Annotated in this window: 28 protein-coding genes; 17 read left to right on the top strand and 11 right to left on the bottom strand. The window is 60.2% G+C overall.

Annotation, left to right across the window (positions count from 1 at the left end):
• The first annotated feature begins 103 nt into the window (after positions 1 to 103).
• The 3 genes from bhsA (HWW83_RS00715) to dapF all read left to right on the top strand — a co-directional run bounded on the left by bhsA (HWW83_RS00715) (position 104) and on the right by dapF (position 1,801).
• The gene (gene bhsA / locus HWW83_RS00715; protein WP_033642312.1) at positions 104 to 361 is read left to right on the top strand and encodes a multiple stress resistance protein BhsA; all 258 of its coding nucleotides are present in this window, start codon (positions 104 to 106) and stop codon (positions 359 to 361) included.
• A 193-nt stretch (positions 362 to 554) separates the two neighbouring features.
• Positions 555 to 812, top strand: coding sequence for a multiple stress resistance protein BhsA (bhsA, locus tag HWW83_RS00710; protein WP_033642311.1), 258 nt, complete (start codon positions 555 to 557; stop codon positions 810 to 812).
• 113 nt (positions 813 to 925) lie between these two features.
• The gene (dapF, locus tag HWW83_RS00705) at positions 926 to 1,801 is read left to right on the top strand and encodes a diaminopimelate epimerase (RefSeq protein ID WP_033642310.1); all 876 of its coding nucleotides are present in this window, start codon (positions 926 to 928) and stop codon (positions 1,799 to 1,801) included.
• Here dapF and HWW83_RS00700 read toward each other — a convergent pair.
• Both HWW83_RS00700 and HWW83_RS00695 read right to left on the bottom strand, forming a co-directional pair.
• The gene (locus HWW83_RS00700; protein WP_122004577.1) at positions 1,776 to 3,074 is read right to left on the bottom strand and encodes an SLC13 family permease; all 1,299 of its coding nucleotides are present in this window, start codon (positions 3,072 to 3,074) and stop codon (positions 1,776 to 1,778) included. The two genes, dapF and HWW83_RS00700, sit on opposite strands and share 26 nt — an antisense overlap.
• A gap of 85 nt (positions 3,075 to 3,159) precedes the next feature.
• Positions 3,160 to 4,065 (bottom strand): bifunctional helix-turn-helix transcriptional regulator/GNAT family N-acetyltransferase, encoded by a 906-nt coding sequence (locus HWW83_RS00695; protein WP_122004576.1) that lies wholly within the window; start codon positions 4,063 to 4,065, stop codon positions 3,160 to 3,162.
• Between the two features lie 481 nt (positions 4,066 to 4,546).
• Here HWW83_RS00695 and HWW83_RS00690 point away from each other — a divergent pair, with 481 nt between their 5' ends.
• The 5 genes from HWW83_RS00690 (at position 4,547) to HWW83_RS00670 (ending at position 8,818) form a co-directional block, all read left to right on the top strand.
• Positions 4,547 to 5,218: a CsgG/HfaB family protein gene (locus HWW83_RS00690; protein WP_033642307.1), complete on the top strand. Its 672-nt coding sequence runs from the start codon at positions 4,547 to 4,549 to the stop codon at positions 5,216 to 5,218.
• A gap of 18 nt (positions 5,219 to 5,236) precedes the next feature.
• Positions 5,237 to 5,593, top strand: a complete 357-nt coding sequence (locus HWW83_RS00685) for a DUF4810 domain-containing protein (protein WP_047572235.1) — start codon at positions 5,237 to 5,239, stop codon at positions 5,591 to 5,593.
• Positions 5,590 to 6,246, top strand: coding sequence for a DUF799 domain-containing protein (locus HWW83_RS00680; RefSeq protein WP_033642306.1), 657 nt, complete (start codon positions 5,590 to 5,592; stop codon positions 6,244 to 6,246). Before HWW83_RS00685 ends, HWW83_RS00680 begins: the two co-directional genes overlap by 4 nt.
• Before the next feature lie 112 nt (positions 6,247 to 6,358).
• Positions 6,359 to 7,849 (top strand): alpha-amylase, encoded by a 1,491-nt coding sequence (amyA, locus tag HWW83_RS00675; RefSeq protein WP_033642305.1) that lies wholly within the window; start codon positions 6,359 to 6,361, stop codon positions 7,847 to 7,849.
• Positions 7,850 to 7,969: 120 nt separating this feature from the next.
• Positions 7,970 to 8,818 (top strand): PA4780 family RIO1-like protein kinase, encoded by an 849-nt coding sequence (locus HWW83_RS00670; protein ID WP_069100133.1) that lies wholly within the window; start codon positions 7,970 to 7,972, stop codon positions 8,816 to 8,818.
• 8 nt (positions 8,819 to 8,826) lie between these two features.
• On the opposite strand, the gene HWW83_RS00665 is transcribed toward HWW83_RS00670, so the two are convergent.
• A complete protein-coding gene (locus HWW83_RS00665; protein WP_033642303.1) occupies positions 8,827 to 9,045 on the bottom strand; it encodes a DUF7661 family protein in 219 nt (72 codons plus the stop codon).
• Between the two features lie 69 nt (positions 9,046 to 9,114).
• Here HWW83_RS00665 and HWW83_RS00660 point away from each other — a divergent pair, with 69 nt between their 5' ends.
• Complete coding sequence (locus tag HWW83_RS00660) at positions 9,115 to 9,942, top strand: AraC family transcriptional regulator (RefSeq protein ID WP_033642302.1); 828 nt, start codon at positions 9,115 to 9,117, stop codon at positions 9,940 to 9,942.
• Here the strand turns inward: HWW83_RS00660 and HWW83_RS00655 are convergent.
• From HWW83_RS00655 to lsrG, 3 genes are all read right to left on the bottom strand, one after another.
• Positions 9,918 to 10,511 (bottom strand): LysE family translocator, encoded by a 594-nt coding sequence (locus HWW83_RS00655; protein ID WP_033642301.1) that lies wholly within the window; start codon positions 10,509 to 10,511, stop codon positions 9,918 to 9,920. The two genes, HWW83_RS00660 and HWW83_RS00655, sit on opposite strands and share 25 nt — an antisense overlap.
• An 82-nt stretch (positions 10,512 to 10,593) precedes the next feature.
• Positions 10,594 to 11,499: an EamA family transporter gene (locus HWW83_RS00650; protein ID WP_033642300.1), complete on the bottom strand. Its 906-nt coding sequence runs from the start codon at positions 11,497 to 11,499 to the stop codon at positions 10,594 to 10,596.
• Between the two features lie 87 nt (positions 11,500 to 11,586).
• The gene (gene lsrG, locus HWW83_RS00645; RefSeq protein WP_033642299.1) at positions 11,587 to 11,880 is read right to left on the bottom strand and encodes a (4S)-4-hydroxy-5-phosphonooxypentane-2,3-dione isomerase; all 294 of its coding nucleotides are present in this window, start codon (positions 11,878 to 11,880) and stop codon (positions 11,587 to 11,589) included.
• Positions 11,881 to 12,073: 193 nt separating this feature from the next.
• Between lsrG and lsrK the strand changes: the two genes are divergently transcribed.
• The 7 genes from lsrK to HWW83_RS00610 all read left to right on the top strand — a co-directional run bounded on the left by lsrK (position 12,074) and on the right by HWW83_RS00610 (position 18,115).
• Positions 12,074 to 13,639 (top strand): autoinducer-2 kinase, encoded by a 1,566-nt coding sequence (lsrK, locus tag HWW83_RS00640; RefSeq protein ID WP_033642298.1) that lies wholly within the window; start codon positions 12,074 to 12,076, stop codon positions 13,637 to 13,639.
• 219 nt (positions 13,640 to 13,858) lie between these two features.
• Positions 13,859 to 15,043 (top strand): MFS transporter, encoded by a 1,185-nt coding sequence (locus HWW83_RS00635; RefSeq protein WP_033642297.1) that lies wholly within the window; start codon positions 13,859 to 13,861, stop codon positions 15,041 to 15,043.
• A gap of 59 nt (positions 15,044 to 15,102) precedes the next feature.
• Complete coding sequence (locus HWW83_RS00630; protein WP_033652403.1) at positions 15,103 to 15,996, top strand: LysR family transcriptional regulator; 894 nt, start codon at positions 15,103 to 15,105, stop codon at positions 15,994 to 15,996.
• A 55-nt stretch (positions 15,997 to 16,051) separates the two neighbouring features.
• Positions 16,052 to 16,513, top strand: coding sequence for a GNAT family N-acetyltransferase (locus HWW83_RS00625; RefSeq protein WP_033652401.1), 462 nt, complete (start codon positions 16,052 to 16,054; stop codon positions 16,511 to 16,513).
• Positions 16,514 to 16,567: 54 nt separating this feature from the next.
• A complete protein-coding gene (gene yajD, locus HWW83_RS00620) occupies positions 16,568 to 16,909 on the top strand; it encodes an HNH nuclease YajD (protein WP_004939576.1) in 342 nt (113 codons plus the stop codon).
• A 271-nt stretch (positions 16,910 to 17,180) separates the two neighbouring features.
• Entirely contained in the window at positions 17,181 to 17,816 is a 636-nt protein-coding gene (locus HWW83_RS00615; RefSeq protein ID WP_016928620.1) for a division plane positioning ATPase MipZ, read from the top strand.
• Entirely contained in the window at positions 17,813 to 18,115 is a 303-nt protein-coding gene (locus HWW83_RS00610; protein ID WP_033642294.1) for a hypothetical protein, read from the top strand. Before HWW83_RS00615 ends, HWW83_RS00610 begins: the two co-directional genes overlap by 4 nt.
• A gap of 38 nt (positions 18,116 to 18,153) precedes the next feature.
• On the opposite strand, the gene HWW83_RS00605 is transcribed toward HWW83_RS00610, so the two are convergent.
• The 5 genes from HWW83_RS00605 to HWW83_RS00585 all read right to left on the bottom strand — a co-directional run bounded on the left by HWW83_RS00605 (position 18,154) and on the right by HWW83_RS00585 (position 23,645).
• Positions 18,154 to 20,397, bottom strand: a complete 2,244-nt coding sequence (locus HWW83_RS00605) for a xanthine dehydrogenase family protein molybdopterin-binding subunit (protein WP_176588915.1) — start codon at positions 20,395 to 20,397, stop codon at positions 18,154 to 18,156.
• Between the two features lie 2 nt (positions 20,398 to 20,399).
• Entirely contained in the window at positions 20,400 to 20,852 is a 453-nt protein-coding gene (locus tag HWW83_RS00600) for a (2Fe-2S)-binding protein (protein ID WP_046896859.1), read from the bottom strand.
• A gap of 16 nt (positions 20,853 to 20,868) precedes the next feature.
• On the bottom strand, positions 20,869 to 22,200 hold the full coding sequence (locus tag HWW83_RS00595; protein ID WP_089191336.1) for a c-type cytochrome: 1,332 nt from the start codon (positions 22,198 to 22,200) through the stop codon (positions 20,869 to 20,871).
• Complete coding sequence (locus HWW83_RS00590; protein WP_083223796.1) at positions 22,197 to 22,721, bottom strand: MarR family winged helix-turn-helix transcriptional regulator; 525 nt, start codon at positions 22,719 to 22,721, stop codon at positions 22,197 to 22,199. Before HWW83_RS00590 ends, HWW83_RS00595 begins: the two co-directional genes overlap by 4 nt.
• A gap of 168 nt (positions 22,722 to 22,889) precedes the next feature.
• Positions 22,890 to 23,645: a CDP-diacylglycerol diphosphatase gene (locus tag HWW83_RS00585; RefSeq protein WP_172428000.1), complete on the bottom strand. Its 756-nt coding sequence runs from the start codon at positions 23,643 to 23,645 to the stop codon at positions 22,890 to 22,892.
• Positions 23,646 to 23,883: 238 nt separating this feature from the next.
• On the opposite strand from HWW83_RS00585, the gene HWW83_RS00580 reads away from it, so the two are divergent.
• A complete protein-coding gene (locus HWW83_RS00580) occupies positions 23,884 to 24,684 on the top strand; it encodes an alpha/beta fold hydrolase (RefSeq protein ID WP_080280887.1) in 801 nt (266 codons plus the stop codon).
• Positions 24,685 to 24,689 lie beyond the last annotated feature (5 nt).

Here is a 24,689-nt window from a genome sequence, read left to right as displayed (position 1 = left end):
CCCTCGTCGAGAACCGATTAGCATTTAGTTATCGATCGTTAATAAAAATTAGCGAACCGGATTAAAACCCTCTATTGACCGTTATCGAAAAGGAATTAACATCATGAAAAGCTTAAAACTAACCTTAGCCGCCCTCACTCTGGCCAGCGTTTCCTTCGGCAGCTTCGCCGCCGATTTGGTCACTAGCCAACCGGCCGACCAGCAAAAAGTGGGCGTCATCACCGTCAGCGGCGCATCCGATTTGACCTCGCTGGAAAACAGCCTGGCCGCCAAAGCCGATCAGGCCGGCGCCAAATCCTTCCGCATCACCAGCGCCGGCGGCAACAACCAGCTGCATGGCACTGCAGAAATCTATCAATAACAAAGCATTAAGCCTGTGGACTGCATATCCTTATTGCTCACAACGCCAGGGCGTAAAAAAAATTAATTAACGAGCATTAAAAAAATACTTGCAATCCGTCAAACCGGCATCTAAGATTAAATTATCGATCGTTAATTAATTTAACGACCTTACAAAACAAACATCGTAAAGAACACTGATAGGAAATAAGACCATGAAAAACCTGAAAATGACCATCGCAGCCATCGCACTGGCTTCCGCCTCCTTCGGCAGCTTCGCCGCCGAACTGGTTAACACGCAACCCGCCGACCTGCAAAAAGCCGGCGTCGTTACCGTCAGCGGCGCGTCCGACCTGAGCAGCCTGGAAAACAAACTGGCGGCCAAAGCCGACGCGGCGGGTGCCAAATCCTTCCAGATCATCGCCACTACCGGTGACAACAAACTGCACGGCACCGCGATCATCTACAATTAATGGCCGGATCGGCAATCGTGCAAAAGGGCGGCTCAGGCCGCCTTTTGTTTGCTTTAACGCCAACGTTCTGTTGTAAGCTGTAGCGACCTCTTCCCGCTGAGCCGAGCAACGCCATGACTCCCCTGCTGTTTCACAAATATCACGGTCTGGGCAACGACTACCTGGTATGCCACCGTTCGGTCGCCGATCGCCTGAGCCAGGAACAAATCCGCCTGCTGTGCCACCCGCATTACGGCATCGGTTCCGACGGCCTGCTGATCGACAGCGGCGACGCCGTCAATCCCACCCTGCGCATCATCAACCCGGACGGCTCCGAAGCGGAGAAAAGCGGCAACGGCTTGCGTATCTACGCGCGGTATCTGTTCGACAGCAAGCGCGTGGCGCATCAGCCGTTTCTGGTGCACACCGCCGGCGGCGACGTGCGTTGCCAGGTGGCGGAAGACGCGCATCAGATAACCGTGGAGATGGGGCGCGCCAATTTCAGCCCGGCGGCGCTGCCGGCCTTGATCGATCTGCCGGAGGCGCTGAACTATCCGCTGCCCCTGAAGGAGGAGACGTTAAGCGTTTCGCTGGTGTCGATGGGCAACCCGCACTGCGTGGTGCCGGTGGAAAAACTGGATCTGGCGCAGGTGCATCGGCTCGGACCGCAGATTGAGCGCCATCCGCTGTTCCCGAAACGCACCAATGTACAACTGGTGGAAGTGGTCGATCGCCAGACGCTGCGCATCGGCATCTGGGAGCGCGGCGCCGGCTTTACCCTCGCCTCCGGCAGCAGCAGCTGCGCCGCCGCCAGCGTGATGCGCAAGTTGGGACGAGTCGGCGAGCGGGTTAGTGTGCGGATGCCGGGCGGCGAACTGCAGATCGCCTTCAGCGGCGATTTTCAGGTCAGCATGCGCGGACCGGTGCATAAAATCGCCACCCTGACGCTGGACGAAGACTGCTTTGCCGGCGGCGCGGGGCTGTTTACGGGATCCACCCCAGCAGCCTGAACCACAGATAGTCCAACGGCACCAGCAGTGCGAAGCTGAGCGCGGCCAACAGCAGGCACAGCTTTAGCCCTTCGCGCGCCGGCACTTTGCCCATCCCCATCGCCACCACGATCGGCGAGGCCTGATACGGCAACAGCGGCGTGGCGTAACCGATCACCTGGGTCATCAGCACCGTCAGCAGCGGCAAGCCGCTGCCTGCGGACAACGCCTGCGCCAGCGGGGTAAACAGCGCCGGCACGCCGTTGGCGGTCACCACGAAATTCAACAGCGCGGTGATCCCCACCAGCGAACCGAATGCGGTAAACGGCTTGCCGTGCAGATCCGGCATCATCGCCAGCAGCGCGCCGCCCAACCGATCGCCGAGCCCCGAGTGGCTGACCAATGCGGTCAGCCCCAGGATCCCCGCCACGTAAATACAGGTGCGCACGTTGACCCCGGCGGCGAACTGCTCGCCGTTGAGAAAACCGATGCGCGGCAACAGGCAGAAGCAGGCCGCCGCCAACCCTATCCAGGCCGGGGCGATGCCGTGCCAGCTGTCGGTCATCCACAGCAGTACCGTAATGCCCAACAGCGCGATCAGCCGCCACTCGGCGGCACTGAGCGGCGTTTGCCCCGCCTCGGTCGCCACCGGCTGCGGCCGGGCACGGAACAGGCCGCAGATGCACAGCGTCAGCAGCGCGCCTTTGGCCAACCCGAGCACCGGAGCGTGCAACAGCAGATAAGAGAGATAAGCGAAGTGGCTGCCGTAGGCGCTTTCCGCCGCACCGCTCATCACCAGGTTAGGCACGTTGGCCGGCAGGATGCTGGCGGAAAGCTGGAAGGTGCCGAACCCTACCGCCAGCGCCAAACCGATGCGGCCGCGCGATCCTTCCGCCAGGCCGGCGCGCTCGGCCAACGCCATGACGATCGGCATCAGCAGCGTAATGCGCCCCATATTGGAGGGCATGACAAACGCCAACGCGTAGCTTATCGCCACCACGCCGCCCACCAGGCGCGGCCAGGAACCGGCCAGATGCGGCAAGAGCCGGTTGGCCAGGCGATCCGCCAAGCCGGTGCTGCGGATGGCGGTGCCCAACACGAAACCGCTGAGCACCAGCCAGAATGCGGAAGACGCGAAACCGGAAAAGGTCACCGCGGCGGGTGCCAGCTGCAATACCATCACCGCCGCAAAGAACAGCAGCGCGACCAAATACTCCGGCAAACGGGCGCTGGCCCATAGCGCGATGACCACCAGCGTGACCAGCGCAGACAGCGCCATGGGATCCCCCAACATAATTCTCCTCCCTGATAAAACGTTGTGATTGTTATCAAACGGTTAACAGGGTGACACAAGGCGCGGGCGTTAACCTTGAAACCGCTCACATATCGTCGTTCTGCAGATTTTTCAGCATGCACACATTGCAGCCGTGGTGGCCGGTATTGCCACGCCGTTCCGTCAGCAGCGTGAAACCCAACGCGTAATACAACCCGATCGCCTCTTTCAATTGTTCGGTGGTTTCCAGATAGCAATAGCGATACCCTGCCGCCCGGGCCGCCTTCAGCGCCTGCACCACCATATAGCGCGCCATGCCCAACCCACGCGCGCCGGGTTTGAAGAACAGTTTCTGCAGCTCGCAATAGCCGGGCTCTTCGCCGGCCAGCGGCGCCATGCCGACGCCCCCCACCACCAGCCCGTCCCGCTCCAGCACCCAGTAGCGGCCGCCGTTGTCGCGATACAGGCCAGTCAGCCGATCGAGATCGGGATCGTGCAGGCTGACGCCTTCCATCTTGTCCATGCCGTACTCGCGAAACACCTCGCGAATGATCGCCGCCATCACCGCATCATCGCGCTCGGCGATCGGCCGCACCCGCAGATTGGCGTCGCGCTGTTTGCGCGCGCTGCGCAGCGCCGCGGTCATCTTTTTCATCGCCGCAGTGGTGCTCGCCAGCTCATCGTCGTCCAACTGCGCCAGCGCCGCCTGCATAAAGCCGTCGGCGTCGTTCTCGATGCCGGCCAGTGTCTTGCCGCCCTGTTTACTCAGCCGATGCAGGTTGTGCCGCCTGTCATCCGGATGATCCACCGTTTCTATCACGCCGGCGGCCACCAGGCTGCGCAGCGCCCGGCTGACGCTGGCCTTGTCGATGCACAGCCGGGCCGCCAGCTCGGTGACGCCCAGCGGCTGCTCGCTGACTTCGATCATCAGATGGATCTGCAGCGGCGAAAAGCGCGAGCCGTTGCTCTGCTTGTTCAACATGCCGAATTCTCTGACCAAATTGCGCGCCAATGCTCTGAAATCCCTGATGTTCACAATTGATATCCCCAATTAGCTACCGATAAAAAATGAGATTTAGTTGATAGTGTTACCTAATTCTCACTACCTTAACGGATCATCAAACCGCCATGAACCCCGGTATAACAGAGGAGCTGATGCAAAACGTTACATTACCCAATACAGTAAACTGATTAATTCAAAAAAATCAGAATAAAAATTCATTAATTTAATGTTTATAAAACAATAAACCAGTTAAAAAACATACAATCGTGAAAAAATCTGCGAATGAGAGAAGAAATCGATATCAATTCATTGCATTACAATAGGTTACAACAATGTTAATAGCGGCATTAATGCCGATATCTTGTTGTAATTTGTTACATATTCATGGCAGGATCGCGGCGCTTCCATAACGGCGACAATGCTCGTTATGGAAACATCGGGCGCGGGTTGCTCCCGCGCCGTTTTATGCTCATGGAGAGATCGCATGCCAATGAAAAAATCACTCGCCGTCTGTTCCGTCGCCCTTTCCGTCACTTTGCTGGCGGGCTGCGCGACCGAATCCTCCCGCTCTTTGGAAGTGCCGAAAGTGGCTTCCTACAACACCACTTATCAGGGCCCACGCAGCCCTATCGCCGTCGGTAAATTCGACAACCGCTCCAGCTACATGAATGGCATCTTCTCCGATGGCGTCGATCGGCTGGGCAATCAGTCCAAGACTATCCTGATCACGCATTTGCAGCAGACTGGCCGTTTCAACGTGCTGGATCGCGCCAACATGGAAGAGTTGAAAACTGAAGCCGGCATTAAAGGGAAAGCACAAACGCTGAAAGGCGCCAACTATGTGATTACCGGCGATGTCACTGAATTCGGCCGCAAAGAAGTCGGCGATCATCAGCTGTGGGGCATTTTGGGCCGGGGTAAATCACAGGTCGCTTACGCCAAAGTTAATCTGAACGTCGTGAACGTACAGACCTCAGAAGTCGTCTATTCCTCTCAGGGCGCCGGTGAATACGAACTGTCCAATCGCGAAATCATCGGTTTCGGGGGCACCGCCAGCTACGACTCCACCCTTAACGGCAAGGTGCTGGATCTGGCCGTGCGTGAAGCCGTCAATAACCTGGTTACCGGTCTCGAAAACGGCGCATGGCGCCCTGCTAACTAACGGACTAGAAGCAGAAAGATGATAACTAAAAAAATGGGCGGGGCGCTGTTTGCAGCGACCCTGTTGGCCGGCTGCGCCGCGCCGAAAACGCTTTACAATTGGGATGGCTACCAAACTTCTCTTTATCAATACTACCAGCAGGATGGGCAAAGCCCTGAGCAGCAGATCGCTACGCTGAAAGAGATCGTCGAGAAATCCCGCGCCAAGGATAAAGCCGTACCGCCGGGGCTGCATGCGCAACTGGGGCTGCTGTACAGCAAAACCGGCAACGACGGACAAGCCATGAGTGAATTCAACACGGAAAAAGCGCTGTTCCCGGAATCGGCACCGTTTATGAATTTCCTGATGGCCAAGGATAAGGGGAGCTTTAAATGAAGCGTGTACTCACTTTCCTCAGCGTTACCGCCATCCTGTTGCTGAGCGGCTGTGCCAAGCAAACGCCTTATGACTATGCGGCATTCCATGAGAGCAAGCCGAAGTCGATCCTGGTCTTGCCGCCGGTTAATCAGTCGCCGGATGTCAAAGCCAGCCACAGCGTGCTCGCCAGTGCAACCTTACCGCTGGCCGAGGCCGGTTACTATGTGCTGCCGGTCGCTGTAGTGGAGGAAACCTTCCTGCAAAACGGTCTAACCAACGCCAACGACATCCGCGCCGTCAGTCCGAAAAAACTGCACCAGATTTTCGGCGCCGACACCGTGCTGTACCTGGATGTCACGCAATACGGTACCAGCTACATGGTGATCAGCAGCGAAACTCGCGTTACCGTAGCCGCTCGCCTGGTTGACCTGCGCAACGGCAAACAGCTGTGGGCCGGCACCGCCACCGCATCCAGCAACGAAGGCAACAACAATTCCGGTGGCCTGCTGGGCATGGTGATCAGCGCCGCGATTTCACAAATCGCGGATACCATCAGCGACAAAGGGTTCGACATTGGTGCCATCGCCAACACTCGCCTCCTGTCGGCAACAGGTCAGAACGGCGCCATTCTTTATGGCCCGCGCTCGCCTCATTACGCCAGCCAGCGTTAAGCAGTCTCTCGGGCGGCCTTCTCGGGCCGCCTATGCCAAACTTGTCCCTTTTGCCAAAAGTAGCCCATGCTTTAACTGCTCCTTTCCTTCTGGCTAACCGGGACGCTGGCTCATGACGAAAAAAACCACCCTGCTGCAATTCTTCCACTGGTACTACCCCGACGGCGGCAAACTGTGGCAGGAGGCCGCCGAACGCGCCCCGCACCTCGCCGAACTGGGCATTACCGATCTGTGGCTGCCGCCCGCCTACAAAGGCGCTTCCGGCGGTTACTCCGTCGGTTACGACACCTACGATCTGTTCGATCTGGGCGAGTTTGACCAGAAAGGCAGCGTGGCCACCAAATACGGCGACAAGGCGGCGCTCGAACACGCCGCCACTGCGCTGCGCGAACACGGCGTGGGGGTGCTCTACGACGTGGTGTTCAACCACAAGCTCGGCGCGGACGAGAAAGAACGGGTGCACGTGTTCAAGGTGGACGCCAACAACCGCAACGACATTGACGACCAGGGCTTCGACGCGCTGGCCTATACCCGCTTTACCTTCCCCGGCCGCCAGGGCGCGCATTCCGAGTTTATCTGGGATTACAAATGCTTCAGCGGCGTCGATTACGTTGAGCAGCCGGACGATAAAGGGGTGTTTAAAATCGCCAACGACTACGGCGACGACGGCTGGAACGATCAGGTCGACGACGAGAAAGGCAACTACGACTACCTGATGGGCGCCGACGTGGAGTTCCGCAATACCGCCGTGACGGAGGAGCTCAAATACTGGGCGCGCTGGCTGCTGGACACGCTGCCGTGCGACGGCTTCCGCCTCGACGCCGCCAAACACATTCCCGCCTGGTTCTTCAAAGAGTGGGCGGATCACGTGCGCGACAGCGCGCAGCGCGATCTGTTTATCGTCGCCGAATACTGGTCGCACGATCTCAGCGCGCTGCAACAATACATCGAGTTGGTGGACGGCAAAGTGATGCTGTTCGACGTGGCGCTGCACCTGAAGTTTCATCAGGCGTCAAAACAGGGCGACGGCTTCGACATGGCGCAGATCTTCACCGATACCCTGACCGCCGCCGATCCGGCCCACGCGGTGACGCTGGTCGCCAACCACGATACCCAGCCGCTGCAATCGCTGGAGGCGCCGGTGGAACCCTGGTTCAAACCGCTGGCCTACGCGCTGATCCTGCTGCGCGAACAGGGCGTGCCCTGCGTGTTTTACCCCGACCTTTATGGCGCCAGTTACCGCGATAAAGGGCGTGACGGCGGCGAGTACCAGATTGACATGCCGGCGATCCCAGAGCTGGAGAAGCTGATTGCCGCCCGCCAGCGCTTCGCCAACGGCCCGCAAACCGACTACTTCGACGACAGCCACTGCGTGGCCTTCAGCCGCGCCGGCACCGCCGACGCCCCCGGCTGCGTGGTGGTGTTGACCAACGGCGGCGAAAGCGGCAAGACGGTCGCGCTCGGCGCCGATCTGGCGCGCACCGCCTGGCGCGATTTCCTCGGTAACCGCCAGGAGGAAATCACCACCGACGACCAGGGCAGCGCCCATTTCCCGGTCAACGCCGGCAGCGTCAGCGTCTGGGTGCCGACAGGCAGCCTGTGAACGCCCGCCGCCGCGCAATGATGCCGCGGCGGCAAAACTAATGTTTGCCTTTCGGGTCTAACTTACGCTATCAACTGCGCAAGCCATTCACACCGGAGCCTAAATAGGGTACAAGGCTGCATGAAAATTCCAAAACGACTCCAGCCGCTGGTGGATGACGGATTAATCGACGAAGTCATCCGCCGTTTGAAAAGCGGCAAAGAAGCCGACGTGTTTATCGTGCGCTGCGGCGATGAGATCCGCTGCGCCAAAGTGTACAAAGAAGCCGAGAAGCGCAACTTCAAGCAGGCCGTGCACTACCAGGAAGGGCGCAAGGTGCGCAACAGCCGCGACGCGCGCGCCATGAGCAAAGGCTCCAAATTCGGCCGTCAGCAACAGGAAGAAGCCTGGCAGAACACCGAAGTGGACGCGCTGTATCTGCTGGCCAGGGCCGGGGTGCGGGTGCCGCAGCCGGGCATCTGCCTGGACGGCGTGCTGCTGATGGAGCTGATCACCGACGAGGAAGGCCTGGTGGCGCCGCGTCTGAGCGATGTCATCCTGACGCCGGAACAGGCGCGCGCCGATCATGCTCTGATGATGAACTACGCGGTGCGCATGCTGTGCGCCGGCTTGGTGCACGGCGATCTGTCGGAATTCAACGTGCTGATGGATAAAGACGGGCCGGTGATCATCGATCTGCCGCAGGTGGTGGACGCCGCCGCCAACAACCACGCCAAAAGCATGTTCGAGCGCGATATCGACAATCTGGCGGAATATTACGGCCAATTTGCGCCGGAGCTGCGCGACAGCCAATATGCCAAAGAGATCTGGGCGCTGTATCAGGAAGGCACGCTGACGCCGGACAGCGTCCTCAGCGGCCGATTCAGCGAAATTCAGAAGCGCGCCGACGTCGGCTCGGTGCTGGAAGAGATCCAGGCCGCCAGCGAGGAACATCAGCGCCGCCTCATGGCGCGCAACGCGGAAGAGTAACGCCCGCGCTACTCGACGCGAAACACGTCCGGCCGCTGCGGGGTCGCGGCTTCGTGATAGATATCCCCCAGATAGCCGGCGATCTCCTCTTCGCGCAGATCCGCCGGCAACACGATATCGTAGCTGGGGGCATATTTGCGCTCCGGCAGCGTCACGCGGAACAGCCGCCATTCGTCCCCGATACGCTTCACGCCTACCAGGCGGCCGAACACGTTAAAAATCATCATCCGCCATTCCCCTTTTCGTCGCTTTCAGGCTATAACACTGTGATGCCGCCGCAGTGAAAAGGAAAGCGCATGAGTGAAAAAACGCCCCAGTTCTGGCGCGACCCGCAGTTGCCTTTTGTCGAAGCGCGCGCCATCAATGATGGCCGCAAAGTGTGCTACAGCCTGCACAGCCACGAATTCTTTTCCATCGGCGCCATCACCGGCGGCGTCAGCACCTATGTCAACGGCGAGCGGCGCATGCAGGTCGGCGCAGGCGATGTGGTGATCATCAATCCGCAGCAGGCGCATGCCTGCAACCCGATCGCCGACCGCCGTTGGTCATACATCATGTTCTATCTCGATCTCGCCTGGCTCGGCGCGCTGCAGCAGGAAATGATGGGCGGCGACGGCGACCGCTTTGTCCCCTTCAGCCGGCCGCTCAGCCGCGATCCGGCGCTGTTCAACGGGCTGAACCAACTGTACGCGCTGCTGACGAACGCGCAGTGCGGCGCGCTGGAAAAACAGATCGCCCTGGTGGAGTATTTCAGCGCCCTGCAGCTCGCGCTGGGCAGCGGCCGCCAGCCGGAGACGCCGCCGCACCCCCGACTGGAAGCGGCGGCGGCGTTTATCGACGCGCACTGCACTCAGTCGCTGACGCTGGAAGACATTTGCCACGCCGCCGCGCTCTCGCCCTCCTACCTGATCCGCGCCTTCCGCCAGCGCTACGGCATGACGCCGCACGCCTATCTGGTCAATCGCCGCGTGCAGCACGGCCATCGGCTATTGAAAAGCGGCCTGCCGATCGCCGCAGCCGCCAGCGAAAGCGGCTTTGCCGATCAGGCGCACTTCCAGCGCACCTTCAAACAGCTGCTGGCCGCGACACCCGGCCAGTATCAAAAACCCTCCGCCAACAGATAGCAGGCGCTGGCCGCCAGCAACGCCGCCATCGCGCGATTGAAACGCTGTACGTTGCGCGCCTGCCTGAGCAGGCCGCGCAACATCGCGCCAACGTAAGCCCAGCAGGCCACCGAAGCATAGCAAATCACGAAGTAGAGCCCGGCGAACTGCCACAGCAACCGGATGTCACCGTCGCCGACAAACGCCCCGAGACTGGCCACCGACGCCAGCCACGCCTTGGGGTTCAGCCATTGCATCAGCGCGCCGTACCAACAGGAAGGCGCCTGCGCCTCGCCGTTGCCCAGCCTACCGTCGTCAAACGCCAGCCGGTAGGCCATAAACAGCAGGAAGGCCACGCCGGCCCATTGGATCAAGCGGGTCAACGCCGGCCACAGGATCAGCAGTTGGTGCATGCCCAAACCCAGCAGCACCAGCAACAGGGTAAACCCCAGCGTGGCGCCGAACACGTGACGCTGGGTCGCGCCAAAGCCGAACTGCGCCCCGGCGCTCAATGCGACGATGTTGACCGGGCCGGGCGTGATGGAGGCCGCCAGCGCAAATGCGGCCATGGAAAGGTAGATATTATTCATGAGGGCACCTGAGGAAAAATTCACAGGCGCCAGAATGCCGGGCCGCGCCGACAACGTATTGAACAGAATTGCCCTGTTAGGTTTAGCGCACCGCGACGGCCCGTCGGCGCGGCAACCCGAAGGTATTGACCGCCATGCCGGCCAGCACCAGCAACGCGCCGCCGAACTGCGCCGGCGACAGCGCTTCGTCCAGCAGCAGCCAGGCGGCGAACAGCCCGACCAGCGGCACCAGCAGCGTCAGCGGCGCGACGCGCCAGGTTTCGTAGCGCCCCAGCAGGCTGCCCCACACCGAATAACCGAACAGCGTGGCGGCGAACGCCAGATAGGCAACCGCCAGCCAGGTGCCGACCTGCACATGGCTCAGGCTGGCCAGCACCGCCTGCGGGCCGTCGAACAGCCAGCTGCAAATCAGGAACGGCAGTACAGGGATCGGCGCGCTCCACACCACCAGCGACAAAATATTGCGCTGCGGGAAACCGGCCAGGATCTTCTTGTTTGTCAGGTTGCCCAGCGCCCAGGAGAACGCCGCCGCCAGGGTCAGCAACAGGCCCGCCAGGGGGACCGCGCCGCTGCCCGGCTTATGCAGGCTGGCCTGCGCCAGCGCCAGCATGCCGCCGCTGGCGATGGCGATGCCGACGAAATGATTGACGCGCAGCTTTTCGCCCATCAGCACGACACCCAACAGCAGGGTGAAGAACACCTGCGCCTGCAACACCAGCGAGGCCAGCCCCGCCGGCATGCCCACCTTGATGGCGACAAACAGAAAGGCAAACTGCGCGAAACTCATGGTCATGCCGTAGAGCAACAGCCATTTCCACGGGATGGTCGGGCGCGGGATAAAGAAGATCGCCGGCAACGCCACCAGTAAAAAACGCATCCCGGCCAACAGGAACGGCGGCATCCCCTGCAGGCCGAACTTGATTACCACGAAATTCACGCCCCAGATCACCACCACCAACAGCGCCAACAGCCGATCGCGCAATGTCATCCTCGCCCCGCTTATCCCATTGAAAATTCGCTTTGCCTTGCAGGTTACAACCAAACCGGGCGCATGGACACCGGCAAACGCCGGCGTTTATTCCGGCATCAGGCCGATGAAGGTGGTTTTCTTGCGCGGGCCGGTCATCAGCGCTTCCAGCTTCTCCACGCACTGCAGATAGTGTGGGGTCTGCTTGTGCGCCGCTACCGCCTGCTCGTCGCGATAGGCTTCGTAGATGTAAAACCGCGTCGGAATATGCTCATCCTGCAGCACGTCGAAACGCAGGTTGCCCGGCTCTTCGATCGCCCCCAGATGATTGGCGCGGAAAACGTCGATAAATTCGTCGATCTTGTCCTGTTTAACGTTGATCTCTACCAATGTGACGTGCATGACAGCTCCTTGTTTAAACGGCGCGCCGCAGCATGGCGCTTTCCAACCATAGGTTTATTCCCGTCGATTGCCCTGCCGCAACGGCAATTTTGCCGCCTGGCTCACAAATCGCACCGGCGATGCCCACCCCGCCCCCGGCGAGGGAAGACGGCGGCATCTATAGTTACTATTCCTCCCCCTGAGAGCATAGGCTATGGATAACTACTTGATGGCGCTGGACGCAGGAACAGGCAGCATTCGCGCGGTGATCTTCGATCTGGCGGGCAATCAGATCGCGCACGGCCAGGCCGAGTGGCAACACCTCGCGGTGCCGGGCGTGCCCGGCTCGATGGAATTCGATCTCAACCGCAACTGGCAGTTGGCCTGCCAGTGCATCCGCCAGGCGTTGCAGCGCGCGGGGCTGAGCGCGCAGGCGATCCGTGCGGTAGCCTGCTGCTCGATGCGTGAAGGCATCGTTCTGTACGATCGCAACGGCGTGCCGATCTGGGCCTGCGCCAATGTCGATGCGCGCGCCAGCCATGAAGTCAGCGAACTGAAAGAGTTGCACAACCACGGCTTCGAACGTGAGGTCTACCAGTACTCCGGCCAGACGCTGGCGCTGAGCGCCATGCCGCGCCTGCTGTGGCTGGCGCACCACCGGCCGGACATCTATCGCCAGGCGGCGACGCTGACCATGATCAGCGACTGGCTGGCCTACATGCTGAGCGGCGAGCTGGCGGTCGATCCTTCCAACGCCGGCACTACCGGCATGCTGGATCTGACCAGCCGCGACTGGCGGCCGGCGCTGCTCGATATGGCCGGGCTGCGCGCCGATATTCTGTCGCCGGTGAAAGAGACCGGCGTCGTGCTGGGGCGCGTCACCGAGCAGGCGGCCCAGGAGAGCGGGCTGCTGCGCGGCACCCCGGTGGTGATGGGCGGCGGCGACGTGCAGCTCGGCAGCCTGGGCCTCGGCATCGTGCGCGCCGGGCAGACGGCGGTGCTCGGCGGCACCTTCTGGCAGCAAATCGTCAACCTGCCGGAACCGGCCATCGATCCGGAAATGAACATCCGCATTAACCCTCATGTCATTCCCGGCATGGCGCAGGCGGAATCCATCAGCTTCTTTACCGGCCTGACCATGCGCTGGTTCCGCGACGCTTTCTGCGCCGAAGAGAAACTGCTGGCGGAGCGACTGGGGATCGACGCTTACAGCCTGCTGGAAGAGATGGCGGCCAGGGTGCCGCCGGGCGCCTACGGCGTGATGCCGATCTTTTCCGACGCCATGCATTTCAAAACCTGGTATCACGCGGCGCCGTCATTCATCAACATGTCTATCGATCCTGAACGCTGCAACAAACAGACGTTGTTCCGCGCGCTGGAGGAGAATGCCGCCATCGTCTCAGCCTGTAATCTGGAGCAGATCGCCGCCTTCTCCGGCGTGCAGGCCCGCTCGCTGGTGTTCGCCGGCGGCGGTGCGAAGGGCAAACTGTGGAGCCAGATCCTCAGCGACGTCACCGGCCTGACGGTGCGGGTGCCGGTGGTGAAAGAAGCCACCGCGCTGGGCTGCGCGATCGCCGCCGGGGTCGGCGCCGGGCTTTACGCGTCGCTGGCCGAAACCGGCGAGCAGCTGGTGCGCTGGGAGCGCGAGCATCAGCCGGATCTCACCAACCATGCGCGGTATCAGGAACAGAAAGAAAACTGGCGGCGGATTTACGCCGATCAGCTGACGCTGGTGGATAGCGGCCTGACCACCTCATTGTGGAAAGCGCCTGGGCTCTAGCGCCGCGCGCGGCCCGGTCATAACCTTATACCGTTTTATTCCTTTCCCCTCGGCGCGGCGCAAGCCGCGTTTTAACTCGCTGCCGTCATTGTTCCCCCTCAGAAACAGTGTAACCACCGCAGATGGATTTATCTGCGCCTTCAGCCTGCCGTAGATTGTGACTTTGATCACGCCGCGCCCCGAGCGCGGCCTGCGCATTCACCTGAGAAGAGCGGCATTATGCTGAATAATAAAGATAACCCTGCATCATCCCCGTGGCCGGCGATCTTCTCGCTGACGGTCGCCTGTTTTGTCATGGTCACCACCGAGTTTTTGCCGATCGGCCTGCTGACCAACATCGCCCCTTCGCTCGGCGTCAGCACCGGCACCGCCGGGCTGATGGTGACCATGCCCGGCATCGTGGCGGCGGTGGCCGCGCCGGTATTGAGTCTGGCTTCCGGCCGGCTGGACAGACGCCTGCTGATGCTGGGGCTGTCGTTGCTGCTGATGGTGTCCAACCTGGTGGCGGCGCTGGCCATCAACTTCCCGATGATGCTGCTGGGCCGCGTGCTGCTGGGCATCTGCGTCGGCGGCTTCTGGTCGTTCGCCGCCAACTACGGCCGCCATCTGGTGCCGGAAGCCAGCCAGGGCCGCGCCACTGCGCTGATCCTCAGCGGCATCTCGGTCGGCGCGGTATGCGGCGTGCCGGCCGGGGCGCTGATCGGCGATCTGTTCGGCTGGCGCGCCGCCTTCTTCGGCGGTGCGGCGCTGGCAGTCGGCGTACTGTTGGCGCAGCTGCGTTTGCTCACGTCGGTACCGCCTTCCCGACCGGTCACGCCGCGCGATCTGGTGCTGCCGCTGCGCCTGCCGATGGCGCGCATCGGCCTGATCGCCATCGTGCTGTTGTTCATCGGCCACTTCGCCGCCTATACCTATCTGCGGCCCCTGCTGCAGCAGGTGTTCGTGCTCAGCCCATCGGCGATCTCGCTGCAGCTGTTGGCCTATGGCGCCATCGGCCTGCTGGGCACCTTTCTCGGCGAGCGTCTGGCGGAACACAGCCTGCGCGCCACCTTCATACTGATCGCCGCCATGCTGGCGGGCATTTTGATCGTTTCGCCGCTGCTCAGCGGCCTCGCCGGCGCCACTTTGATGGTGCTGGTATGGGGGCTGGCCTTTGGCGCCGTGCCGGTCTGCGCCACCAACTGGATGTTCGCCGCCGTGCCGCAGGCGCCGGAAGCCGGTCAGGCGCTGTTGGTGTGCGTCATCCAGATCGCGCTGGCCTCCGGCGCACTGCTGGGCGGCGAGGTGGTGGACTGGCAGGGCGTCAGCAGCGCCATGCTGTTTGGCGGCGCGCTGATCCTCTCCGCCACGCTGGTATTTGGCCTCAGCTTGCGCTCCGGCGCGATTGGCGCTAAACAGTGTTAATCATTATCTATCTGCAGAAACATGCCCCGGCCACCGCCGGGGCATGGCGTTGAGAACCTATGGACCATCATTTGCTCGCTATCCGGGTCTTTAACCGCGTCGTGGAAACCGGCGGCTTTACCCGCGCCGCCGATTCGCTGGGCATGCCGAAAGCGACGGTCACCAAGCTGATCCAAAATCTGGAGGATCACCTGCAGACCAAACTGTTCCAGCGCACCACCCGCAGCGTGTCGGTCACCCGCGAAGGCGAATGCTATTACCAGAATACGGTGAAATGGCTGGCGGATTTGGAGCAGATGGAGGGCTGTCTGACCGAGTCGCAGAATTCTCCGCAGGGCGTGCTGCGCATCGATACCGGCAGCGGCACCGCCCGCCAACTGCTGTTGCCGGCGCTGCCCGGCTTTTTGGAACGCTACCCGCAAATCCAGATCGATCTCAGCATCGGCGATCGCGTTATCGATTTGATCAGCGACAGCGCTGACTGCGTGATCCGCAGCGGTCCGTTGGCCGATTCCAGCCTGATCGCCCGGCGTCTGTTCGATCTGGACTGGGTCAGCTGCGCCACCCCGGCCTATCTGGCGCGCCACGGCACCCCGCGCCATCCGTGCGATCTGGAACAGGGTTTTCCGATGGTGCACTACCGCCATCCGGTCAACGACCGCATCCATCCGCAACGCTATGTCGAGCGCGGCAAAGAGATCGCCATCCAACAGCGCTACCCGGTCAGCATCAATGAAGGCAACGCGCTGCTGGCGGCGAGCCTGGCCGGCTTGGGCATCATCCAGATCTATCGGTTTATGGCGCAGCCGCACCTCGAGCGCGGCGAACTGGTCAGCCTGCTGCACGACTGGCAGCCGCCGCCGGAGCAGATGTACGTGGTCTACCCGTCCAATCGCCACCTCAGCGGCAAGCTGCGGGCGTTCATCGACTGGGCGGTGGAGACGTTTCATTAACCGGCCGCTTAGGCAGGAGCGGCTTTTTTCCCGACTTTAAAAAAATAGGCAAATCATGCATATCGAACCGCTGCTCGCCCATCGCCGGCGCATTGAGGAACTGGCCGCGTTGCTGCACCAGGAATGGGGCGCCTTTGCGCAGTGGAGCAGCCGCGATACCATCAGCCGGCGGCTGGCTGAACGCTGCGCACCCGAGAGCCAAGGCGTCGTGTTGCTGGCGCTGTCGCCACAGCAACAGATCGTCGGCACCGCCAGTTTGACGCTATATGAATTGACAGATAAACCGGAGCGCCAATACTGGCTGAGCGAAGTCTTTACCCACCCGCAGCACCGCGGCCAAGGCATTGCCCGCAACCTGATCGCGCGCTGCATCGAGCACGGCCGAATCCAGGGCATCAGCGAACTGTATCTGTATACGCCCGACCAGCAGACGCTGTATCAGAAACTCGGCTGGCGCCCTCTGGAGCAACGCCAGGTCGCCGGTGAAACCGTCACGGTGATGAGCCGCACGTTGTAGCCGCACGCACTGTGGTATTATTGGCCGCATATTGATTTCCGACGAACGACCACCATGGCCTATATCCCCAAAAACTATGCGAAGCTGGAAACCGGCTACCGCGAAAAAGCGCTGAAACTGTTCCCCTGGGTATGCGGGCGCTGCTCGCGCGAATTCGTTTATTCCAACCTGCGCGAGCTGACGGTGCACCACATCGATCACGATCACAGCAACAACCCGGAAGACGGCAGCAACTGGGAAATGTTGTGTCTGTATTGCCACGACCACGAACACTCGAAATACACCGAGGCCGATCAATACGGTTCGACGGTGGTGGCCGGTGAAGATGCGCAAAAAGATATCGGCGTCGCCACCCACAACCCGTTCGCCAACCTGAAGGCGATGATGAAGAAGTAACGCCATCGACAGCTTAATGAGCCACTAACTTATTAAGCTGTTAAACTAACAAAAGACGCTTCCGTTCCGCCACTTCCCAGAGAATTCCTACTTACCCATCCGGTCCATTCACCGCAAAATAAGCTGCGCAGTTAACAACATACTGGCTTGGCAAGCCGCCGCAGTTGGTGCATATTGTTCGCGAGTTGTTCTTGTTAACCTGTTTGATTATCAACCTAATAAGCACATTAACTTAATAAGTTACCCGCTTAATAACTTGAGAGATGGCAGCATGATTGTTCTGATTGGCTCGCAAAAAGGCGGCGTCGGCAAATCGACGAAAGCAGTGAATATCGCCGGGTATCTGATTCTTAAGCAAGGCAAGACGGCGATCATCGTCGATGCCGACGACCAGAAATCGATCATGACCTGGTACAACGACCGTCAGAACGTCGAGGGGCTGCCGCACATTCCGGTGGTGGCCGCGTCGGGTAAAATCAAGGAAACGCTGCTGGAGCTCGATCGCCATTACGACTACGTGATCGTCGATACCGCCGGCCGCGACAGCGCCGAACTGCGCTCCGGCCTGCTGGCCGCCGATCTGTTCCTATCGCCGCTGCGCCCTTCGCAGATGGATCTCGACACCATCGGCTATCTGTCGGAGATGTTCTCCACCGCGCAGGAATACAACGAGAAGGTCAAAGGCTACATCGTATTGAACATGTGCCCGACCAATATCTTCATTAATGAAGCCAACGAAGCGGCGCAGGTGCTGAGTGAATACCCGGAGTTCACCCTGGTGAGCAATCGCCTGTGCGACCGCAAGATTTACCGCGACGCCTGGGGTGAAGCCATCACCGTGCACGAAGCGAACAATGAAAAGGCGCAGACCGAAATTGAATGCCTGGTGAAAGAGGTGATCCTGTGAAGAAACGCACCCCCACCCACCGCATGTCGGAAGACGAATTCATCAACAGCGCCACCTCGCATACGTTGCCGGTTGCGGCTCCCGCGCCGGAAGCCAAGCCGGCCGGCCGCAAGCGTACTTATAAGGCGATTTCCGTCAGCCTGACGGACAACCACATTGAGGCTATCGATGAAGTGATCGTGCAGGCGGCGCGCAACGGCATCGTGCGTATCACCCGCTCCGACATCATCAAACTGGCGATCGACGGATTGGCGGAGAAAAGCGAAGCGCAACTGCTAGCGCTGCTGAAAAAGCTCTGACCGCACGGCAGCCGCCGGCTGATCGAGCCGGCGGGCCGTTACACCGACGAGAACTCGCGTGGGAACGGCATAGTACGATAGGTTTTGCCGGTGGCCTTATGCAGCGCGCTGGCCATCGCCGGGGCGACCACCGCAGTCGACACTTCCCCGCATCCCTGCGGCGCACGCGCGCTGTCGAGTATCACGACCTCCACCTTGGGCATTTCGGCGATCGCGAGCAGCGGATAGCGATCGAAATTCCCTTCCACCACGCCGCCCCGTTCAAAATGCAGCTCGCTGTGCAGACAGGTGGTCAGCGCAAAGCCGATGCCGCCCTCTACGTTGGCGCGCACCAGGTTCGGGTTTATCACCTTGCCACAGTCAATCGCACATACCGCGCGCAGCACCCGTAGTCGCCCCTCCTGAATGGCGATTTCAACCACCAAACCGACGTAGGTGGTGAAAGCATTATTGCGGCCGACCCAAATATTGCACGCCATACCGCGAGAAACGCCCGACGGCGGTTCATGCTGCCAACCGGCCGCCGTGGCGGTGGCGTCCAGGACGCGCAACGCTTCCGGGCTGTCCTGCAACAGATGCCGCCGATACGAATACTCGTCCCGGTTGGCCTTATGGCTGAGTTCGCTGATAAAGCTTTCCAAAAAGAACAGACTGGCGACACTGCCGACACCGCGAAGATAGCTCAGGGAGATCGGCTGTTCGACGATGCCGGCCTCCACCTTCAGATGAGGGATGCGATACGGCGTGCTGTAAACGCACTCCACCATACTTTCATCCCATCCCCCGGCCTCGTTGACCGTTTCGCGCCGCATTTGCCAGAAGAGCGACTGCCCGGCATAGCGCGCCCACAGCGCCTGCGGGTAGCCGTTTTCATCCAACAGCGCCCGATAATGGCTGATGCAGGCCGGACGATAGTATTCATGCCGCATGTCGATCTCGCGCGGATAGATCACTTTGACCGGTTTCCCCACCGCCCGGGAGGCGGCGGTAGCATGCATCACGGCATCCGGCAGATATTTGCGCCCAAAGCTGCCCCCCAGATAGGTCGTATTCACCACCACATCCGTCGGCTTCAGCCCGAACATTTTCGCCAGAACGTTGCGTACCATGTCCTGCCCCTGGAAGGGGCCCCAGGTTTCGATACGGCCCTCGCCGTAATGGCTGGTGGCATTGCAAGGCTCCAGGGTGGCGTGCGCCACATAAGGTGCGCTGTAACGCGCCTCATGCAAGCGCGAACCTTGTTCAACGCCACGAATCAACGCCGACGCCTCGCCGCGATCGACCGCCGGCACCAGTGTATCGCCATCCAGCATCGCCAGATTCTCTGCCGCAATCGCGCTATCGGTCAGCGCTTTTCCTGCGCCCGGCAGCCAGTCGACCTCCAGCAAATCAGCCGCCTTTTTGGCCTGCCAGTAGCTCGCCGCCACCACGATCACCGTATTGAGCGACATATCATGATCCAATCCGACCATGTTGTTCATCGACCACTGCCGGGTCAGCACCAGATCCACCACGCCCGGCATGGCCCGAATCTGTCGTTCATTACGCACGGCGACCAGCTTTCCGCTAAGGTCGGGCACCATCCAGGGGACGCCGATCAGCATCTCCGGCAAGTCGATATCAATACCGTAAATCGCACTGCCATCTACTTTCTCCGGCGTATCGACCCGCAACAGCGGCTTGCCAATGACACTCTCTCGCTCTTGCGCCTCACTCTTTAAAGCAGGCTGCGGATCCAACGGCAGCTCAGCGGCATAGCGCACCAGATCGCCGTAGGCGACCTTGCGCTTCCCGCCTTTCTCAAGCACCCAGCCTTTCTCCGTAAGGCACTGCGACGGTGAAAGCGCGAAATGTTTTGCGCCGGCCCGCAGAAAGAAATCTCTCGCCTGCGCGCCGGCCAGCCGGGCACGCTGATAAAATTTGGTCATGGAGGTTGAGGCGGCGACAAACTGCGCGAAAGCCTCGCCCCCGGCAACCTGACGGTAAGCGTCACGGCCGGTGACGAATTTCACCGTCACCTGCGCCCAATCGGCATCCATCTCCGCCGCCACCACTTCGGCCAGGCCGGTATAAATCCCCTGCCCGACTTCACATTGCGACACGCCGATAACGATGCGGCCGTCGCGGTCGATCCAGATCCAATCGTTCAATTCGTACTGACAGTCCGGTGGCGCCACGTCCTGTGAAACCACGGCCGCCAGGCTGCGCGTCGATATCGGCAGCAGCATGGCGGCCACTGCCAACGCGCTGCCTTTTATCAAGGTTCTGCGGGTGATCGCCATACTCAGGGTTCTCCCTTGTCGGCGGCGCGGTGCACCGCCGCACGGATCCGGTGGTAAGTGGCGCAGCGGCACAGATTGGTCAGGCCCGTATCTATCTGCCGATCGTCCGGACTCGGGTGTTCCGCCAGCAGCGCGCTGACCGCCATGATCATGCCTGATTGGCAGTAGCCGCACTGCGGCACGTCCTCCGCAATCCAGGCCTGCTGCACCGGATGACGGCGATCGATGGACAGCCCTTCGATGGTGGTCACCTGCCGATCGCGCACCAATTGCAGCGGATAACAGCATGAACGCACAGCCTTACCGTCGACATGTACCGTACAAGCGCCACAGGCGCCGATACCGCAGCCGAACTTGGTGCCGGTTAATTTAAAATGTTCTCGGATCACCCACAGCAGCGGCGTATCCGGCTCGCCGTTAAATTCGACCGCCTGGCCGTTCAGATTGAACTTCATGCCATCCTCTCTTGGATCAGTGCTTCACCCGACGTTTCACCCACGCCCCAATGACGATCAATACCAGCAATACGCCGCCCCAGAACACATAAGGCAATGACGTAATCAACAGCGGTTTTTCACCGCCCGCCCGCTGCAGAGCCACTTGCTCCGGCGTTATCCTGACCGCCGGATTGCCGAATTGCTGCAATACGTAATTGCCCAATTCAGCCAGTTGCCGGTCATCCAGACTATCGGCGAACCCCGGCATCCAGGTCTGCAGCGTCTCCCCCTGACGCTGCACGCCATACAGCATCACCATGATCAGGTTATTGGCCCGTTCGCTGCCTACGGTGGTGTTGTGCGTCAAAGAAGGGAAATGGCCGTCATAAGCCCCCTCGCCGCCCAGACGATGGCAGCTGGCGCAGGAAACGGCATACAGCGCCTGTCCGGCGGCACGGCCTTTACCGCCCCCCTGATATTGATAGGCCGCTTTCGTTCCTTGTACGGTGACGATCGGCGGCGTTTGTTTAAGCCAATCGGCGATGGCGCCGAGGTCGTCGTCACTCAGGAAACGCAGGCTATGCTCCACCGCCTCCGCCATGCCGCCGGCAGCCTGAGCTTTGTCATTGCGGCCGGTACGCAGATACTGCACCAATTCTTTCTGGCTCCAGCCGCCGATGCCGCTCACGGGATCCGAGGTGATATTCGGTGCGATCCAACCGCCGGCTTCTCCTCCTGCCAGATAGCGATCGCCGCGTTCCGCCATCATCCCGTTACGTGGGCTGTGACACGCCGAGCAATGCCCCAACACATCCACCAGATAGCGGCCACGCGCCTTCCTCTCGTCTGCATCGACGGGCGTCTTTTTCAGAAACAGCCAGTTCCAGCCGTGGATCGCATAACGCCAGGAAAAAGGGAACGTCAGTTGGGTCTCAGGCACCGCACGATCGACCGGTGCGACACCGGCCATAAAATAGCGATACAGCGCGTGCAGATCGTCATCACTCAGCCCCCGATAAGCGGTATAAGGCATGGCGGGATACAAGGGTTGGCCGTCCCGCCGAATGCCCTGCGTTAACGCGCGGCGAAACTCTTGTTCACTGTAGTCGCCAATGCCGGTTCCTTTGGCGGGCGTGATATTGCTGGCGATGATGTCGCCCATCGGCGACGCGATGGCATAACCGCCGACATAGGGGGCGTCCTGTTGACTGCTGCCGCGGTGACAAGCCGCGCAATCTGCGGCGGTAGCCAGATATTTTCCCCGTGCGATGACCTGTTGGTCATTCTGGCTGGCGAAGACCGAGCAGGAGAAGATCCCCAACGCGATAACGCACAGCTGTTGTGCTCTCCGCCAGCGGCCGTTCACGCTTCACCTTCCGGCTTCATCGCACCCGCTCGCTCCTCCGCCAGAAGAGCAAACTCGTCCGGCAACAGATTTTCCTGTTCGAGCATCGCTATCGCGTTATGCTTGATGCCAAACAATACGCGGTAAAAAGCCTCCAGATCGTTGGCCGAAATGCCGTTGAGCAGTTTTTCCCGCGCTTGCTGGCTGGAATGATCCAACTGCGCCAGCATCTCCTGCCCGGACTCGGTCATTCTCACCCCTTTGGCGCGCTTATCTTCGGACAGAGCATCGCGAGCGATAAGCCGATTTTTTTCCAGAAACAGCAGCGCGCGCGACATCGTCGAGACTTCGGCGTTCAAATGCTGCGAAACGTCTTTCAACGTGCAGCCATCCCCCAGATCGGCAATCGCACTCAGCGCCAGCCAATGCGGGCGCGTCAGATTGGTCATTTTCACCGACTGGTCCATCGCCGTGCGCCACAGGCGATTGGTCACATCCAGATGGATGCCCAGTGCAGCAGGAAGTTTACGTGGTTGTGACATGTCGGGTTACTCTCGATTATTTATTTGCTTGTGCAAACAAATAGTAGATCGAACATGAGAACAGGATCAAGCAGAGGAGGGAGAATAAAATAAAAGCGATTTAATACATTTGGTTAGTTTGTATCGCACGGCGTACGCTCCCCAACGACGGGGAGCGATAAGAAAAACTCAGTTCCCCGCGACCTCGCACCGGTAGTCCTGAATTTCACCGGCCGACCCCAGGTTGAGATCGGTCAACTTCAAACGGTTTGCCAACAGCAGCATCTCGCCCTGCGGGCTGACCGCCAGCGCCAGGCCGTAATTGCCGATGCTGTCGCCCTGCTCGACCACGTAGTTTTGCAACAAGCGGAAAGGATCTTCCTGGGTTAAATCGGTGCCCGCCAATTTTCTGGCCAGATATTGATGGCCGACCAATTTCACCGCCAGCGGCCGCCACTGTTGATCTAATTGCTCAGCCTGTTCCTCCAGCGCGTTATAGACATCCTGGCGCAAGCAGGCAACGTGAATATGCAACTGATTTTGAGAGCGGCCATATTTCGAATTGACCGCCAGAGAAACCCATGCGTCTTTTAACGGTTTACCCAGCTCGCTGGATATATGTTCGCGGTTATTCCAGGCCTGGGCGAAATAAGGCGGCGTTCGATCCGCTTGCAATATCGGGCTCTCGATGCCGCTGACCTTTTCGGTCGGCATCACCAGATCGTGGTAAGGGCCCTTGCTGTCCTTAAACAGCACATATCCTTCGGTTAAATCCACCTTTAAGCAGGGTGCAGGATCGTGGTTCTGCTGCTGATTGGGCACGCACTGTTGGCTGACTATCTGCCACAGCGCATTCGGATTGCCGCGCCCGAAGAACCACCACAGCACCGCCGCCAGCAGCAAAATGACAAGCAAAATAATTAATAGTCTGAAAAGTCTTTTCATCGCGACTCCCTGTTTATCTATTCCATACCGAAAGGAGCGCCAGCATAAACCAAGGCTCCGGCATCGACCAGAATATTATCCTTAATGTCACCTTTTATTGACGTCTTGTTAGCAATGGATAATTAAAAATAAGCCTCCACCTGAGTAATTTAAGGTAAATTAATACCGTGGGTTGAATATGAGTGTGATATAAGCAGCCGGGACTCTTTTTATATAAGGAACCGATAAGATGCCAACGATGGGCAAATCCCTGCATTATCTCGACGTAGGTTCAGGCTTTCCATTGCTGCTGGGCCACAGCTATCTGTTCGATCTGAATATGTGGGCGCCGCAGTTCGAAGCGCTGGCTAAACGCTACCGCCTGATCGTACCGGATCTCTGGGGCCACGGCGATTCACCGGCGCTGCCACCCGGGCGAAACAGCCTGTCGGATATCGCCGCCGATCATTTGGCGCTGATGGATCATTTGGATATTGAAGAGTTCGGCATCGTCGGCCTGTCCGTCGGCGGCATGTGGGGCGCCGAACTGGCGGCGCTGGCGCCGGAGCGGGTGAAAGTGCTGGCGCTGCTGGACAGCTACCTGGGCGACGAAACTCCAGAGGCGCGGCAGCGCTATATGGGCATGCTGGCCGCCGTGGAACAGGCCGGCGCCATCACGCCGCCGCTGCTGGAATATATCGCCGCGCAGTTCTATTCCGACGAAGTGCCCGCTGCGCTGTCGCAGCCGTTGCTGGCCCATCTGCAAAGCCTGCCCGCCGAGCGCCTGCGCGAAAGCATCGTGCCGCTGGGCCGGATGATCTTCGGCCGCCCCGACAAGCTGGCGCTGCTGGAACACATCACCGCCGCCAGCATCGTCATCACCGGCGCGCAGGATAAGCCGCGCCCGCCGGCGGAAGGCCAGCGCATGGCGGATCTTCTCGGCTGCCGACATGTGCTGATCCCCAACGCCGGGCATATCAGCAACAAGGAAAATCCGGCGGCGGTCAATGAAACGCTGCTGGCGTTTCTGGCCGAAAGCACCACGCCGCTGTTTTGGTAAGTCGC

Source organism: Serratia ureilytica, from assembly GCF_013375155.1.
GTDB lineage: Bacteria > Pseudomonadota > Gammaproteobacteria > Enterobacterales > Enterobacteriaceae > Serratia > Serratia ureilytica.
The sequence above is the reverse complement of the archived record's forward strand: the minus strand, read 5'-3'. Positions and strand labels throughout refer to the sequence as shown.